This is a genomic window from Comamonas testosteroni, assembly GCF_030505195.1.
Classification (GTDB): Bacteria; Pseudomonadota; Gammaproteobacteria; order Burkholderiales; family Burkholderiaceae_C; genus Comamonas; species Comamonas testosteroni_G.
The window spans coordinates 3,900,477-3,916,636 of record NZ_CP129672.1 but is presented as its reverse complement, the minus strand read 5'-3'; the positions used below and the strand labels follow the sequence as shown (position 1 = coordinate 3,916,636).

Annotated in this window: 13 protein-coding genes and 2 tRNA genes; 10 read left to right on the top strand and 5 right to left on the bottom strand. The window is 61.6% G+C overall.

Going from position 1 to position 16,160, the window contains the following annotated elements; translation table 11 throughout:
* Nucleotides 1-42 precede the first annotated feature (42 nt).
* The 5 genes from QYQ99_RS18145 to QYQ99_RS18125 all read left to right on the top strand — a co-directional run bounded on the left by QYQ99_RS18145 (nucleotide 43) and on the right by QYQ99_RS18125 (nucleotide 5,665).
* Nucleotides 43-936, top strand: coding sequence for a YicC/YloC family endoribonuclease (locus tag QYQ99_RS18145; protein WP_302093211.1), 894 nt, complete (start codon nucleotides 43-45; stop codon nucleotides 934-936).
* A 63-nt stretch (nucleotides 937-999) separates the two neighbouring features.
* Nucleotides 1,000-1,629 (top strand): guanylate kinase, encoded by a 630-nt coding sequence (gene gmk, locus QYQ99_RS18140; protein ID WP_302093210.1) that lies wholly within the window; start codon nucleotides 1,000-1,002, stop codon nucleotides 1,627-1,629.
* A gap of 18 nt (nucleotides 1,630-1,647) precedes the next feature.
* Nucleotides 1,648-1,851, top strand: coding sequence for a DNA-directed RNA polymerase subunit omega (rpoZ, locus tag QYQ99_RS18135; protein WP_003052081.1), 204 nt, complete (start codon nucleotides 1,648-1,650; stop codon nucleotides 1,849-1,851).
* A 104-nt stretch (nucleotides 1,852-1,955) separates the two neighbouring features.
* Nucleotides 1,956-4,211 (top strand): RelA/SpoT family protein, encoded by a 2,256-nt coding sequence (locus tag QYQ99_RS18130; protein WP_302089425.1) that lies wholly within the window; start codon nucleotides 1,956-1,958, stop codon nucleotides 4,209-4,211.
* A 122-nt stretch (nucleotides 4,212-4,333) separates the two neighbouring features.
* Nucleotides 4,334-5,665, top strand: coding sequence for a lytic murein transglycosylase (locus QYQ99_RS18125; protein WP_302089424.1), 1,332 nt, complete (start codon nucleotides 4,334-4,336; stop codon nucleotides 5,663-5,665).
* Nucleotides 5,666-5,800: 135 nt separating this feature from the next.
* Here the strand turns inward: QYQ99_RS18125 and greB are convergent, their stop codons facing one another.
* From greB to QYQ99_RS18110, 3 genes are all read right to left on the bottom strand, one after another.
* Nucleotides 5,801-6,367: a transcription elongation factor GreB gene (gene greB, locus QYQ99_RS18120; protein WP_302089423.1), complete on the bottom strand. Its 567-nt coding sequence runs from the start codon at nucleotides 6,365-6,367 to the stop codon at nucleotides 5,801-5,803.
* A 101-nt stretch (nucleotides 6,368-6,468) separates the two neighbouring features.
* Nucleotides 6,469-6,545: transfer RNA gene (locus QYQ99_RS18115), tRNA-Arg, on the bottom strand.
* Between the two features lie 147 nt (nucleotides 6,546-6,692).
* Nucleotides 6,693-6,769: transfer RNA gene (locus QYQ99_RS18110), tRNA-Arg, on the bottom strand.
* Nucleotides 6,770-7,045: 276 nt separating this feature from the next.
* Here QYQ99_RS18110 and QYQ99_RS18105 point away from each other — a divergent pair.
* The gene (locus QYQ99_RS18105; protein WP_302089422.1) at nucleotides 7,046-8,569 is read left to right on the top strand and encodes a PLP-dependent aminotransferase family protein; all 1,524 of its coding nucleotides are present in this window, start codon (nucleotides 7,046-7,048) and stop codon (nucleotides 8,567-8,569) included.
* Nucleotides 8,570-8,622: 53 nt separating this feature from the next.
* Here the strand turns inward: QYQ99_RS18105 and QYQ99_RS18100 are convergent, their stop codons facing one another.
* Nucleotides 8,623-10,059: an amino acid permease gene (locus QYQ99_RS18100; protein ID WP_302089421.1), complete on the bottom strand. Its 1,437-nt coding sequence runs from the start codon at nucleotides 10,057-10,059 to the stop codon at nucleotides 8,623-8,625.
* Nucleotides 10,060-10,248: 189 nt separating this feature from the next.
* On the bottom strand, nucleotides 10,249-10,647 hold the full coding sequence (locus QYQ99_RS18095) for a nuclear transport factor 2 family protein (RefSeq protein ID WP_034368828.1): 399 nt from the start codon (nucleotides 10,645-10,647) through the stop codon (nucleotides 10,249-10,251).
* Nucleotides 10,648-11,400: 753 nt separating this feature from the next.
* On the opposite strand from QYQ99_RS18095, the gene QYQ99_RS18090 reads away from it, so the two are divergent.
* The 4 genes from QYQ99_RS18090 to QYQ99_RS18075 all read left to right on the top strand — a co-directional run bounded on the left by QYQ99_RS18090 (nucleotide 11,401) and on the right by QYQ99_RS18075 (nucleotide 16,126).
* Entirely contained in the window at nucleotides 11,401-12,822 is a 1,422-nt protein-coding gene (locus QYQ99_RS18090; protein ID WP_302089420.1) for an NAD(P)/FAD-dependent oxidoreductase, read from the top strand.
* A 564-nt stretch (nucleotides 12,823-13,386) separates the two neighbouring features.
* Complete coding sequence (tauA, locus tag QYQ99_RS18085; protein WP_302089419.1) at nucleotides 13,387-14,394, top strand: taurine ABC transporter substrate-binding protein; 1,008 nt, start codon at nucleotides 13,387-13,389, stop codon at nucleotides 14,392-14,394.
* Between the two features lie 69 nt (nucleotides 14,395-14,463).
* A complete protein-coding gene (locus QYQ99_RS18080) occupies nucleotides 14,464-15,252 on the top strand; it encodes a taurine ABC transporter ATP-binding protein (protein WP_302089418.1) in 789 nt (262 codons plus the stop codon).
* Nucleotides 15,245-16,126: an ABC transporter permease subunit gene (locus QYQ99_RS18075; RefSeq protein WP_302089417.1), complete on the top strand. Its 882-nt coding sequence runs from the start codon at nucleotides 15,245-15,247 to the stop codon at nucleotides 16,124-16,126. Before QYQ99_RS18080 ends, QYQ99_RS18075 begins: the two co-directional genes overlap by 8 nt.
* Nucleotides 16,127-16,160: the final 34 nt, after the last annotated feature.

Sequence of the window (16,160 nt, the reverse complement as noted above, 5' to 3'; positions counted from 1 at the left end):
CAATTGCAAGCATCCATCAAAAGTCCAATGCCAGTTTACAGCATGACCGGATACGCCAGTGCCCAGCACAGCGCATCCGTTGAGGGTGGTCAAGAGTCCCAGTCCAACAGCCGTCTGGGCCTTGAGATCCGCGCGGTCAATAGCCGCTTTCTGGATTTGTCCTTCCGCCTTCCCGACGAACTGCGCGCCCTTGAACCGGCCCTGCGCACCTTGCTCACCGCGCGCCTCAAGCGCGGCAAGGTGGAAGTACGAGCCGCCATCGACGTCTCCAGCAACCAATACCTGCCCATTCCCGCAGCCAGCCAACTACAACGCCTTGTGACCTTGCAGGACTCGGTTCAGGCCTGGCTGCCCAAGGCACGCGACCTGTCCGTGGCCGATGTGCTGCGCCTGTGCAGCGGCACCGCCACCACCACCACGGACTGGAGCGAGATCGCTCCGGCCCTGGCCGAACAGGCCGTCACCGAGCTGCTCGCGGCTCGTGCCCGCGAAGGTGAGCGCCTGGCTGACATGCTGCTCGACCGCATCAAGCAACTGCGCGCGCTGGCCAAGACCGCCGCGCCGCTGGTGCCGCAGTTGGTGGAGCAGCAGCGCCAGAAGTTCCTCGAGCGCTGGAAGGAGGCCATGGCCCTCGGTGAAGGCTCGGTGGCCCCCGAGGCCGCCCAGGATCGAGCCCTGGCCGAAGCCACGGCCTTTGCCATCCGCATCGACGTGGCTGAAGAAGTCACGCGTCTGGGCTCTCACCTCGACGAAATCGAGCGTCTGCTCAAAAAGGGTGGCGACATCGGCAAGCGTCTGGACTTCCTGATTCAGGAACTGCACCGTGAAGCCAATACACTGGGCTCCAAATCTGCCACGCTAGAGCTGACCCGCATCAGCGTGGACATGAAGGTGCTGATCGAGCAAATGCGCGAACAAGTGCAGAACATCGAGTAAGCAAACCCCGAGCGTATCCAACCCCATACGCCAAAATTCATGCTCAAAGTCATGCCCAAAGTCATGGACCATCCCGGAAATCTATTTGTCGTGTCGGCCCCCAGCGGTGCCGGCAAATCTTCTCTGGTACGCGCCCTGCGTGAGCTCGATGCGCGTGTCTACCCCTCCGTCTCTCACACCACGCGTGCACCACGCGGCCAGGAAAAGCACGGCCGTGAGTACTACTTCGTCTCGGATGCCGAATTCGATGCCATGGTCGCTAACAACGGCTTTGTCGAATGGGCCAATGTGCATAGCCGCCGCTATGGCACGGCCAAGAAGTCCCTAGAAGAGCGCATTCAGAGCGGCACCGATGTGCTGCTCGAAATCGACTATCAGGGTGCCCTGCAGGTCAAGCAGGCCTTTCCCAACGCGATTTTGATCTTCATCCTGCCGCCCAGCTGGGACGAGCTGCGCGCGCGCCTGGAAAACCGTGGCGAGGACACCGCTGAAGTGATCGAACTGCGCCTGAAAAATGCCTCTGAAGAAATGGCACAGGTAGCCAAATTCGACTTCGTTATAATCAACGAACTGTTTGAGAGTGCGCTCTTTGATCTCAAGGCGATCATTCACGCGCAACGCCTCAAATATGCGGCCCAGCGGCGCCTTCGCGCCGACACCTTCGAGTCGCTCAATATCCCTGAATCCAACTGACCGTTCCCGGAGTTCCTGATGGCACGCATTACTGTTGAAGATAGCCTGGAGCAGATCCCCAACCGCTTCCAGCTCGTTTTGGCCGCGACTTACCGCGCCCGCATGCTCAATCAAGGCCATACCCCCAAGATTGAAACCAAAAACAAGGCCAGCGTCACTGCCCTGCGTGAAATCGCAGACGGCAAGGTAGGCCTGGAAATGCTGAAGAAGGTGCCGGGTTAAGCTGTTGCATCGCAGCACCAAAACAGACAATTAAGCACCGCTCGTCGGTGCTTTTTTGTACCTATCACCGTGCGCTCGGTACTTGCAGGCTACATTTAAGGAATATGACAGCGGCCCAGAACTCGACGATTGCACCTTCTTCTACGGCACCGGCCAAGCCTCAGCGCATGCCCGCTGAACAGGCTGCACGTGTGTCGGCTGCTGCTTTTGACGGATTGATGGAGCATCTGGGCTATCTGGATGCCGACAGCGCCGAGCGCGTGCGCCAAGCGTATGTCTACGCAGATCAAGCACATGCCAATCAGTGGCGCAGCAGTGGAGACCCCTATATCACCCACCCCATCGCGGTCACGGGGATATGCGCCAACTGGAAGCTCGATGCCCCCGCCCTGATGGCGGCCCTGCTGCATGACTCCATGGAGGATTGCGGCATCACCAAGCTGGATCTGAAGGAGCGCTTTGGCGAGGATGTGGCCGAGCTGGTGGACGGGCTGACCAAGCTGGACAAGCTGCAGTTCAATACCCGCGAGGAAAACCAGGCCGAGTCCTTTCGCAAGATGCTGCTGGCCATGGCGCGCGATGTGCGCGTCATCCTGATCAAGCTGGCCGACCGCACCCACAATATGCGCACCATGAGCGACATGCCGCGCAGCAAGTGGGGCCGCATCTCGTCCGAGACACTGGAAATCTACGCGCCCATCGCGCACCGCCTGGGCCTGAACCAGACCTATCGCGAGCTGCAGGATCTGTCGTTCAAGCATCTGCATCCCTGGCGCTATGCCACGCTGGAAAAAGCCATAGACCGCTCGCGCACGCGCCGCCGTGATCTGGTGCAACGCGTGCAGGACGAAGTCAGCACCGCTTTTGCCACGCACAGTCTGCCGGTGCGGCTGCTGGGCCGCGAGAGCACGCTGTACTCGCTGTACCAGCGCATGCAGAAGAACCAGCTGAGCTTTGCCAAGGTCACCGACATCTACGGCTTTCGCATCATCGTGCCCAAGACGCTGGACTGCTACACGGCCCTCGGCGTGCTGCACCAGAAGTACAAGCCCATGCCGGGCCGCTTCAAGGACTACATCGCCATTGCCAAGAGCAATGGCTACCAGTCGCTGCACACCACGCTGGTCGGCCCCTCCAGCGTCAGCATCGAATTCCAGATTCGAACGGAAGAGATGAACATCGTGGCCGAGGCCGGCGTCGCGGCGCACTGGCTGTACAAGGCGCAGCAAGGTCATGACTCCGAGCACCTGTCCACCCAGTGGCTGCAGTCCCTGCTCGATATCCAGAACGAGACCCGCGACGCGGCGGAGTTCTGGGATCACGTCAAGGTGGACCTCTTTCCCGATGCCGTGTACGTGTTCACGCCCAAGAGCGAGATCATGGCCATGCCGCGCGGCGCCACGGTGGTGGACTTTGCCTACGCCATCCACAGCAAGATCGGGCATCGCACCACGGCGGCCAAGATCAATGACGAGGAAGTGCCGCTGCGCACCGAGCTCAAGAGCGGCGATGTGGTGCAGATCATCACCTCCGAAACCTCCACGCCCAACCCGGCCTGGCTGAGCTTTGTGAAAACCGGACGCGCCCGCTCCAAGATTCGCTCCTACCTCAAGAATGCGGCCCAGACCGAAGCCGGCCAGCTCGGAGAAACGCTGCTGGCTCAGGCTCTGCGTGCCGAAGGCATTGACAGCGTACCGTCGCAGGACGATGCCAACAAGGGCGTCTGGGACGAGATTTTGCGCATCACGGGCAACCGCACGCCCGCCGACCTCATGGTCGATATCGGCATGGGTCGCCGCATCGCCTCCCTGGTGGCCGCGCGCATGACCAGCTTCATGACCAAGCAGGGTGTGCGCCCGGATGCCCTGCTCATCACGCAGGAGCGCTTCAACACACACAACCGCCCCTTCCAGGGCGCGGTCACGCTCAACGGCGACGAGAGCAGCTCGGTCTATTACTCGCACTGCTGCCGCCCCGTGCCGGGAGACCCGATTCTGGGCTACCTGGGCGGTCAGGGCCTGGTCGTGCACCACGCCCATTGCAACAATGCCATCAAGCTGCGCGAAAAGGATGCCGACCGTTTCATCACCGTGGACTGGTCCGACGACATCACGCGGCTGTTCGAGGCCGGCATCGTGGTCACGGTGCAGAACAACAAGGGCGTGCTGGCCCGTGTGGCGGCCGAGCTATCGAACGCCGAAGCCGATATCGTGCGCGTCGAGATGACTGACGAAGCCGCGATCGGCACCACCGACCTGCGCTTTGTCATCTCCGTGCAGAACAGCGTGCAGCTGGAGAATGCGCTGCGCAATCTGCGCCGCCTGCATTCGGTGATTCGCGCCAGCCGCGTCATGGCCTGATCTCTTGCATGTGCTCCACAAGGCCGCCTCGGGCGGCCTTTTTCATGGGCGAAAGATTTTGTTGCATTCTGCGGGCACCATCCCGCCCAGCAAGGGCCTGCCGGCCACGGCAGCAAGCGACAATGGCATTCATGCTCCAAACCGCACCTTCGCTTGTGAATGTCCGTCAGCCGTTGCTGATCACCGCCATCGCAGCAGCCCTGCTCGCAGGCTGCGCCACCCGGTCCGAACCTCCAGCAGCGGCGGTGTCCGAGCCGGCACAGCCGGCCAAAACAGAGCAAGGCACTGACGAGGCAGCGATGGAAAGCCCCATACAGGCCAGCAACTTCGCACACTGGAAGCAGGAATTTGCCCCGCGTGCGCGCGCCGCAGGCATTTCGGAGCGCACGCTGCGCAGCGCATTGGCCGGCGCCAAGCTGCAGCCCAGCATCGTCAAGCTCGACCGCTCACAGCCCGAGTTCACGCGCACGCCCTGGCAGTATCTCGATAGCGCCGTCTCCGCACAGCGCATCAAGACCGGCAAGCTCAAGATGCAGGAATACGCAGCCAGTCTGCAAGCGGCCAGCCAGCGTTATGGCGTGCCGGCACCCGTGATTGCAGCCATCTGGGGCATGGAGAGCAACTACGGCAGCAACTTCGGCAGCTTCTCGGCCGTGGATGCACTGGCCACTCTCGCCTTTGACGGCCGCCGCGCCGAATGGGCTCAGAAGGAGCTGATTGCCGCGCTGCGCATCATCGACAACGGCGACATCGACGCCGCCCATATGATCAGCTCGTGGGCCGGTGCCATGGGCAACACCCAGTTTCTGCCCTCGGTCTTCCTGCAATATGCCGTCGATGCCGATGGAGACGGCCGCCGCGACATCTGGGGCTCCATGGCCGATGTGGCCGCCTCCACTGCCAACTATCTTGCAAGCTCGGGCTGGAACCCCGACGAGCCCTGGGGCGTTGAAGTGCGCCTGCCAGCCAGTTTCGATTACGCACGCACCGAGCTTTCCACGCGCCAGAACAGCAGCGCCTGGGCTGCAGAAGGCGTGCAAAGCGTCAACGGCCAGGCTTTGCCCGCGATGGCCGGAGCCAGCATCATTGCACCGGCCGGTGCCCGTGGTCCGGCCTTCATGGTGGGCAGCAACTTCCGCGCCATCCTGCGCTACAACAACTCCACCAACTATGCGCTCGCCGTGGGCCTGCTTGCATCGCAGCTGGCCGGCAATGGAGGTGTCAGCGCCGAATGGCCGCGCGATCTCGGCGCACTCACGCGTGAGCAGACACGGGCGCTGCAGACCGCCTTGGCCCAGCGCGGCTTTGCCACCGGAGCGGCCGACGGCGTGATGGGTCCGGCCACCCGTGCCGGGCTTCGTCAGTACCAGCAGAGCCAGGGTCTGGCGGCAGACGGTTACCCCACGCTGGAGCTGCTGCAACGCCTGCAGACTGGCAATCAGCCTCAAAAATAATAGCTATTAGCGCTTTATACCAAACGATTTCAATACTAAAATCATCTGAAATCGTTGTAGATCAAGCGATTGAAGCTCACAAAATGAAAGCGCAGCGTCCGATACGGAAGCCGCGCTTTTTGGTTGCCGCTGGACTCAGGATCGAGTGCTGGGCTGAGGATAGCTGACGTCCAGAATTTCCAGCATGCGCACGCCGGCCGGCGTCGGCAAGGCCACCTCGTCGCCCACGCGCGCCTTGAGCAGCGCGCGCGAAACCGGGGCAATCCAGCTGACCTGGTTCTGCGCGCTGTCCGCCTCGTCAATGCCCATGATGGTGATGGTGCGCTCCACGCCCTCGTCATCCACGTAGCTGACCGTGGCGCCAAAGAAGACCTGATCGCTGCCTGCGTGCACGCCAGGGTCGACCACCTCGGCGATTTCCAGTCTCTTGGTGAGAAAGCGAATGCGCCGGTCAATCTCGCGCAGGCGCTTCTTGCCGTAGAGATAGTCGCCGTTTTCGGAGCGATCGCCGTTGCTGGCCGCCCAGTGCACGATCTCCACGACCTTGGGGCGCTCGTTGTCGATCAGATCCAGCAGCTCGTCCTTGATGCGCTGGTAGCCCTGTGGCGTGATGTAGTTCTTGCCGCCGGCGGGCAATGGCGGCAGAGCTGCGACGTCTTCATCGTCGTCGCCATCCGATTCTTTGGTGAAAGCCTTGCTCATGAGGCCGATCTTCACACAGATCGGGGCCCGATCAGGCCAGGGCTCGTCAAAGCCCGGAAACGAAAAAGCCTCAGAACTTTTCAGTTCTGAGGCTTGTCGTTTGGTGCGGCTGGCAGGAATCGAACCCACGACCCCTTGGTTCGTAGCCAAGTACTCTATCCAGCTGAGCTACAGCCGCTAAGCCTCAAATTATATACAGTTTTTGAAGCCGCTCGGTGAAAACCCGAATTTTTCTTCAAAGGCACTCAAGCGCCATCAGTGCGGCGAAGCAGACATGGCAGAAACGAAAAAGCCTCAGAACTTTGCAGTTCTGAGGCTTGTCGTTTGGTGCGGCTGGCAGGAATCGAACCCACGACCCCTTGGTTCGTAGCCAAGTACTCTATCCAGCTGAGCTACAGCCGCTAAGCCTCAAATTATATACTTATTTTCGAGGCTACAGAGAAGTCTCCCAGATTTTTCAAATTACAGGTGCCGCTGCACGCGTGCAACCACATGAAAAGCCTGATTCCAAGCACATGCATATGCGCTAATCTTGAGCGCTGAAACCGGTGCGCCAGCAAGCTGCTGGCGGCCTCTGCGATGTCGCGTTAATGGCCCCTAAAGAACCAGACCCCGCGCGTCGGGGCCGCCGGTCGCTCCAGGCCACCACGGGCTGCGGCAGTGCATTCAGAACCATCAATGACGACAGACAGAAAACCGGCCTCGCCTTCGATTCCTCCATCCGTGGCCATGTGGGAGCAGTTGTTTCGCCGCAGCGCCAGGCCCTCGCTGAGCCTTCAGGGGCAGATTCGCGAAATGCTGGTCGATGCCATCCTCACCGGCATTCTCGCGCCCGGTGATGCCGTCCCCTCAAGTCGAGAACTGGCCAAGCTGCTGGGCGTGGGCCGCATCACCGTGGTCATGGCCTACCAGCAGTTGACCGAAGAGGCCTTTTTGCTGAGCCGCGAGAGAAAAGGCCATTTCATCCACCCCGATGTGCTGCAGGGCCGCACCACAGAGCGCACCCCCAGCAACGCCAGGAATGCGGACACCGAGGCGCACACGGATTGGTCGCGCCGCCTGTGGCTGCGCCCCAGCCTGCAGCGCAGCATCGTGAAGGAAGACGACTGGCAGCAGTTCCCCTATCCGTTTCTCTACGGCCAGTTCGACAAGGAGCTGTTTCCCACGGCCGCCTGGCGCGAATGCTGCCTCAAGTCCCTGGGCGTGGTGGACATCCGCATGTGGGCGCCCGATCACATCACCCGCGACGACGACAGCCTCATCCAGCAGGTGCAGACCAAGATCCTGCCGCGCCGCGGCGTCTGGGCATCCCCCGACGAAATCATCATCACCGTCGGCGCCCAGCATGCGCTGTACATGGTGGCCGATTTGCTGATGCGCGAGGGCACCTCCATCGGCATCGAAAACCCCTGCTATCCCGATGCGCGCAATATCTTCAGCAGCCGCACCTCGCAGGTCATCCCGATTGGCGTGGATGGCGATGGACTGCCTATCGTCAATGCCATGCGCAAGCTCGAGTACCTCTACGTCACGCCCAGCCATCAGTGCCCCACCGGCGTCACCATGCCGCTGGAGCGGCGCGAGGCCTTGCTCGAGGCCGCACAAAAGCACGACCTCATCATCATCGAGGACGACTACGAAAGCGAAAGCAGCTTCGACGAACAACCCATCCCGGCGCTCAAAAGCCTGGACCGCAACAACCGCGTGATCTATATCGGCAGCCTCTCCAAGAGTCTGGCACCCGGCCTTCGCGTGGGCTATATCGTGGCCCCGCCCGAGCTGATCAAGGAGCTGCGCGCCCTGCGCCGTCTGATGATCCGCCATCCGTCCACCTTCATCCAGCGCACATTGGCCATGTTCATCTCGCTGGGCCACTACGAGGCCCAGCTGCGCCGCCTGGGTCAGGCCCAGAAAGAGCGTCATGCCGAGCTGACGGCAGCCATGGCTCGCTACCTGCCCCAATGCCGCATCACGCCGGTACGCGGCGGCGGCTCGTGCTGGGTGCAACTGCCCGACCATGTGCCCGCGCAGGCACTGGCACGCCAGGCCGCCGAGCATGGAGTGCTGATCGAGCCCGGCGATGTGTTCTTCACTTCCCCTCGCAACACGGGCAACTTCATACGCCTGGGCTATCAGTCCATTCCCGCAGGACAAATCGCCCAGGGCATCAAGGCCCTGGCAGAAGCCATGCACTGCATGTAGAGGCGCAAAGCAAAAAGCCCCGGACTCAGGGTCCGGGGCTTTTGTTGGTCTCCTCAATTCTTGCGCAGCTTGGGCGGAGCCAGCTCGTCGAGCAGCCCCTCGGGACTGATTCCGCGCCGCAACGCCTGGCGCACGCGATAGGCAATCAGCAAGATGCACAGGCTGGCCACACCCAGGGCCAGCGGCGTGCGCTGCTCGGGAATGAAGCCCATGGCCACCACGATGGACAGCATGCCCGCAATCGCCAGCCAGGTCAGATAAGGGAAGCACCACATGCGCACCTTGAGCAGGTGCGGCGCTTCGCGCTCCAATCGATAGCGCAGGCGCAGCTGGGAAATCGCAATCAGGATATAGACAAAGATGGCAACCGTTCCGTAGGAGTTCACGAGGAAGGCGAACACCTTGTCGGGAGACAGATAGGACATGACGATGGCACCGTAGCCAAACAATGTGGCCACCAAAATCGCGTACACGGGCACGCCATTGCGGCTGACCTGTGCCAGCACCTTGGGCGCATCGCCGCGTCGCGTCAGCGCAAACAGCATGCGCGACGAAGCATAAAGCCCGGAGTTGAGCGCCGACAGCACGGCAGTCAGCACCACTGCATTCATGATCTGGGCAGCGGCCGGCACGCCCATGGCATCGAGAGCGCTGACATAGGGCATGGACATGCCGGTGGAGTTCCATGGCACCAGGCAGGCCACCAGCAGCACCGATCCCACGTAGAACACCAGCACGCGCAGGATGACCGAATTCGTGGCCTTGGCCACGGCCTTCTGGGGCTCAGCGGTTTCGGCCGCTGCAATCGTCACGATCTCCGCGCCGAAATAGAAGCCGGTGGCGGCCACGGCGCCCGTGAGCACCGGAACAATGCCGTTGGGCATGAAGCCGCCGTTCTGGCTCAGATTGGCGACATGCATTCCGCCGCCTCCTGGTGTCAGGCCCAGCACATAGACGCCGGCGATGAACAGAAACACCACGATGGCGGCTACCTTCACGGAAGCCAGCCAGAACTCGCATTCGCCAAAGGATTTGACCGAGACCAGATTGGTCAGCGTCATCATGATCAGCAAGACCAGGCTGATGCTCCAGGCCGGCACGTCAGGCAGCCAGTAGCGCACCAGCTCGGCCCCTGCCACCGCTTCGATGGCCACGACGATGACCCAGAAGTACCAGTACATCCAGCCCGTCAGAAATCCCGCCAGCTGACCCACGGCGGGCTTGTCACGCCAGGCTTCGCGGGCGTACTCGTAAAAGGAGCCCCCTGTCATGGAGCAGGCCATCTCGCCCAGCATGCGCATGACCAGCACCACCAGCAGGCCGGTGATCAGAAAAGAGATGACGGCCGCCGGTCCGGCCGACTTGATGACCACGCCACTGCCGACGAAAAGCCCGGCTCCGATGACGCCGCCCAGGGCAATCATGGTCATGTGCCGCTGCTTGAGACTGTGCGACAGCCCGTCCGGCGACGAATGCGGATTTCCAATCATTTTTGTCTCCTGTCTTGCCGGCCTGGAAATGCCGGTCGCCACGGCTTTATGTATCGGATCGCGCCTTGCTGCTCGTGCAGGCCGTTGCCGTGGTCGTTCAGTTATCTGCTTGAAAATTGTCGTGAGAAGCCCTGCGTGCAACGCCTCCTACCGTAAGGCAGGAAGGTGTGCCCGCAGGCCCGGCGTATGTCAGGAAAGCGCCACTGGAGGACGATCCTTGCGGTAGGCGTTCTTGACGGCGATCTTGCCGTCGCGGAAGGTGAACACATCGACCATGCGAGCTTCCACACGCAGGCCGTCGGCCTTGGTGCCTTTGAAGGTGCTTTCCGAAACGCCGCGCGAGCCTTGCACAAAATGCTCTCCATCCACCCAGGCGGCATCGGGGAATGCCTGCCAGGCCAGCTGAAAGCCCTCACGCACGGCTTCACGCCCCACAAAGCTGCGCCCCATCAGATCAGGGCCGGCAACGGCGTGAAACTCGCATTCGTCGGCCATGAAGTCCATCAATGCGTCTATGTCATGCCGATTCCACGCGTCGGAGAAACGCGCCAGAAACTGGACATCGGGTTGGGATTCTTGCTTGTTCATATGCTCTCCAGATTGCTGTCATGTCATGGGGGCCGACCATTGCAAAAGCGCCCCCTTTCGATCGAAAAATGCCTGAAATTCCGATGGCTCATGGTAGGTAGCACTGGCTCCATTTCGTAGGACCAGTTGCCGGCTATCGTTAAGTCCAAGACCTTGCCGCGCAGGGCTCGGATCCCTCGCGAAATGACGGCGGCGCGCACCGAGAAAATGCCTTGAAAAAGTCCGCATCTCCTCTGAGCGCGACGCTCTGGCGCAGCGCTTGCAGAGGCAGACCGACGCCCGTCGGCAAACGCCTCTTGTGCTGCTTCATTTAGGTGAAAACGATAGGAGAGCATCACCACGCTCAATGCGGTCATCGCCGCCACAAGCGCAGGGAAAGTGCACGGCAACGCCCGCTGGCTGCACAGGTTGTGGTGGACTCCAATGCATCCCGCTGAGGTGGCGAGTGACACCGCCTGGTCATGCCGGCCTGAAGCAGGCCAGCGCGCAGCCCCGCCCGACGGGCGCGACTCGATGGGCGCCCGGTTTGCAAGAGACTCGCCGCAGCCCCTCTGCGGCAATCCCGAGGTTCGGATGGCCAGGCTTGCACGCTGGCTCCATCAAAACCTGTGCCGTGGCCCTAACCGGCGACACAGGGGGCTGGCTATGCTGCTCTGGACATCGCAAGCAGTGCATCTGCATTGACTTTGCGCACATCAATTCCATAGCAATAGAGCGCCGCTTCAAACGCAGCCACACCAGGAGACGACCGCCATGAAAGCCGAGGACATCCGCCCCAGCCATCTGAATCCATACGACCCGCAGTACGACCCCCTGGTTGCCAGAAACCCCGGGCATGGCGCCGGCTACGCTCCGACCTACTGGGTAGGGACGGCGGGCCGCCCCCCCGAGGACGATGGTCCGGTCTGCGGCGACATGGAAGCCGATGTGGTCATCGTGGGATCGGGCTTCACGGGCCTGTCCACTGCCCTGTTTCTGGCCCGCGAGCACGGCATTCGCGCCGTGGTTCTCGAAGCCAACCAGAGCGCCTGGGGCTGCACCAGCCGCAACGGCGGCCAGGGCCAGAATGCCAGCGGCCGCCTCTATCGCTCGCAGTGGATAGAGCGCTGGGGCAAGGACACAGCCCTGAAGCTGGACGCGGAAATCCGCGAAGGATTCGACACGTTCAAAAAACTGGTCGCGGAGTTTCCAGAATGCGAGCCGCAACCGGGAGGGCATTTGTATATTGCCCACCGCGACAGAAAAATGGATTTTCTGCGCAACGAGACCCGCGTCATGCGAGAAGTCTTCGGCTACGACGCCCGCATATTCAGCGTCGACGAAGTGCGCCGCGACTATGTCGACGACGCCGACTGCCGTGGCGCGATGCACGAGCCCGACGGCATTGGCGTGCATCCGCTCAAGCTGGCATTCGGCTATCTGCGCAAGGCCCGCGAGCTGGGAGTGAAGGTGCATCCCGCCAGTCCCGTGCTGGGCATGGAAACGCGAAACGGCGTGCATTACCTTCAGACCCCGGGCGGCACGGTCAAGGCACGCGCCGTCGGCTTTGCCACCGGCGGCTATACCAGCAACGGCCTGCACCGCAGTCTGCGCTCCAAGATCATGCCGATTCTCTCGAACTCGCTGGTCACCAGGCCATTGACGCAAGAAGAGCTGGCCGCCACCAATTTCAAGACCACGCAAGTCATCACCGACACCCGCACCCTGCGCTTTTACTACCGCAAGCTGCCCGACAACCGCGTGCAGATCGGCAGCCGCAGCTCGATCACCGGTGCCGATGCGCCCAATCCGGTCCATATGGCCAAGCTGGTCGAGGGCCTGCACCACAAGTTCCCTGCCCTCAAGGGCATCCAGGTGGACTACTCCTGGTGGGGCTGGGTCGATGTAAGCCACGACATGATGCCGCGCATCACCCAGCCCGATCCAAGGGAAAGCGTCTTCTATGCAGTCGGCTATGGCGGCAATGGTGTGTCGTTCTCTGCGCATGCAGGCCGGCGCATGGCCCAGCGCATCGCAGGCCAGAACCTCAAGGCTTTCGAGTTGCCAATCTACAACTCATCGCTCGAATATCCGAATGTGTTCAATATGGTGCGCTCGGAGGCATTTGCACCATTTCGCCGCATGGGACAGCGCTTTCTCTACCACTGGTATCACATGAACGACGAGAAGAACTGACCCTGCCAGCCGCCACTCGGGCTTCACGCAACGCAAAGCACCTTCCGCGAGGAAGGTGCTTTTTTTCATCCTATCGACGGATGCGCTGCAGCGCATACCTCAGCGCCCAGGCCGCAGGAAAAACCGCCTCTCTGGCACGCATATTGCGCAAGCGCTCGTGCCTCTCGGACAGCCCAATCCTCCCGCATCTGTCTGCGATCAGTGAAACCACCTAAGCCCATGCAGACGTCGCAAAAACGCCTTCCACCAGAACCGAGATATCCCGCGCAAGCCGCGCCATGCATGGCTTTGCAATGCACGGTCGCGGTGCACGCCAACCCATGCTGCACGCACCATCCGGGGCCGTGCGCGACTGGACCTAACGATTCACATCAACTGGCCCTACTGGCTTCACAAGGTTGCTCACTACGATCCGCTGAGAAAGCTCTTTGAGCCTCGCGATGCGGCTTTCAACCGGTTCAGCCAGAAGCGGGAATGGGAAAACAGTCAGCAAGAGTGAGCACAGCAAGGGTTCTCTGGTCTAAGTCTTCAACCGATATCGCTCTAACCATGGAGAAATTGGCAATGAAAATGCAAAAACGATGGATGCTGAAAGCGGGTGTTGCGACGGCAGCACTGGCCATGACAGGCTTCGCGCTGGCGCAGCAGAAAACCGTGACCTTCGCCAACCAGGACATGCTGGTGCCTCTGCGCCTGGTCATGGAATCGGGTGAAGTGGAAAAGGAGACGGGCTACAAGATCAACTGGCGCATGTTCTCGGGCGGCGGCGACGTGATACGGGCGATGGCCTCGGGCGACGTGCAGATGGGAGAGGTGGGCTCCAGCCCGCTGACCGCAGCAGCCAGCCAGGGGCAGGACATCAAGCTGCTCTGGATCTCTGCAGACATCGCCAGTGCCGAAGCCCTGGTGGCACGCGATGGCGGCGGCATCAGCAGTTTCAAGAGCATGGAGGGCAAGCGCATAGGCGTGCCGTTCGTCTCCACCGCGCACTACCAGCTGGTCGCGGCCCTGGGCAAGGAAGGCGTTGATGCACGCAAGGTCAACATCATGAACATGCGCCCGCCAGAGATTGCCGCAGCCTGGGAGCGCGGCGATATCGACGGCACTTTTGTCTGGGATCCGGTACTGGCCAAGGTCAAGCAAAAGGGCAAGGTGATTGCCACCTCCGGCTCCATTGCGCAGATGGGCTATCCCACCTTCGAGGGCATTGCCGTGAGCAGCAAGTTCGCCCAGGAAAATCCCCAGTTCATGGTGGCCTTCATCAAGGCCCTGAATCGGGCCAGCGCCCAGGTGCGCGACAACCTGGCCACGTGGACTCCCGATTCGCCCGAGATCAAGGCCATTGCCAAATGGAGCAAGGCCGACCCCAAGGACGTGCCCGCCGCCATGGCGCTCTACCGCTTTCCCAGCGCTGAGGAGCAACTCGGCGTTCAGTGGCTGGAAGGCGGTGCGGCCAAGGCCATGACCAATACCGCAACGTTTCTGAAGTCACAAGGCCGGATTCAGGAGGTCAAGCCCGACTACGCCGCGTACGTCACCAACAGCTATGTCAAGCAGGCTCTCGGCCGCTGACGGCTCCTGCCCACGACAGGAGTTTCCCGTCGTGGCTCCCAGCTTTGTTTCACATAGGAGGGCAATGTCATGCCGACTCTGGATATACGTGACCTGACCGTCAACTACGAGGTCAAGGGCGGACACTTGCAAGCCCTGGCGCCCGTCAATCTGACCATGAATGAAGGCGACTTCGTGGTCGCTCTGGGTGCATCGGGCTGCGGCAAGACAACACTGCTCAACTGCATGGCAGGCTTTCTGGCGCCTTCCAGCGGCCAGATCCTGCTGGACGGCAAACCCATTCAGGGCCCCGGTGCCAATCAAGGGGTGGTGTTTCAAAAGCATGCGCTGATGCCATGGCTCAATGTGATCGACAACGTCGCACTGGGACTGCGCATGCGCGGCATGGATCTGAAGACGCGCACGAAGATCGCCGAAGAGAAACTGGGCCTCGTGGGCTTGGAGAGCTACGCCAGGCGTGCCGTCTATGAACTGTCTGGCGGCATGCAGCAGCGTGTCGGCATTGCCCGTGCACTGGCCAACGATCCCGCACTGCTGCTGATGGACGAGCCCATGGGTGCGCTGGATGCCTTCACGCGCGAGCAGGTTCAGGAAATCCTGCTGCGCGTATGGCATGCCACCCACAAGATGGTGTTCTTCATCACCCACTCGGTCGAGGAGGCGCTGTTTCTGGCCAGCCGGCTGATCGTCATGAGCCCCAGCCCGGGCCGCATCTCCCATGTCTACGACGACATGCCGTTCTGCCACGAGTTTCTGCGCACCGGCGATGCGCGTGCCGTCAAGTCGCGCCCCGACTTCATCAGGATGCGCGAAGAAGTTCTGAGTCTGATTCACCAACGGGAGCCTGCCAATGTCTGAAGCAGTCCACATCAACCATCTGCCCGCCGCAACAGCGCGCGTGCAGCCCAAGGCCACTGCCCCGCAGGCGTCAGGACCGGTGAAGACCAGTCGCTTCAAGACCCCTGGCGAAGGCTCCAGCCTCGCCATCAGCATCGTCACCGTGGCCGTGCTGCTGGCACTGTGGTTCGCCACCACCAATCTCGGCTGGATCAAGCCCTTGTTCCTGCCCAGCCCGCAGGCGGTGTTCCAGCAGTTCTATGAATACCTGACCGGGCAGGCCAACGACAAACCGCTGTGGCAGCATTTCTCGGCAAGTCTGCTGCGCGTGAGCGTGGCGTTCTGGCTGGCCTTCCTGATTGCCGTTCCGCTGGGCATCGCGATGGGGATGTCACGCATCGCACGCGGCATCTTCGACCCACCCATCGAGTTCTACCGCCCCCTGCCGCCACTGGCCTATCTGCCGCTGATCATCATCTGGTTCGGCATCGATGAAACGCCGAAGATTCTGCTGATCTTCCTGAGCTGCTTTGCGCCCTTGGCCCTGGCGGCCCGCTCGGGCATGCGCAGCGCAGCGCAGGAGCAGATCAATGCCGCCTACTCGATGGGTGCGAGCTACTTCCAGGTGATCCGCCATGTAATCTTGCCGGCAGCCCTGCCCGACATTCTGGTGGGCATGCGCATTGCCATCGGCTTTGGCTGGACGACTCTGGTTGCCGCCGAAATGGTGGCTGCGAACGTGGGTCTGGGTCAGATGGTGCTCAACGCCTCGAACTTCCTGCGCACCGACATCGTGATCATGGGCATCATCGTCATCGGTGTGATCGCCTATGTGTTCGATCTGTTCATGCGCTGGGTCGAAAAGCGTCTGGTTCCATGGAAGGGACGCATGTAAGTCCGGCCCCCTCCCCTACGGGGATGGCTCCGGC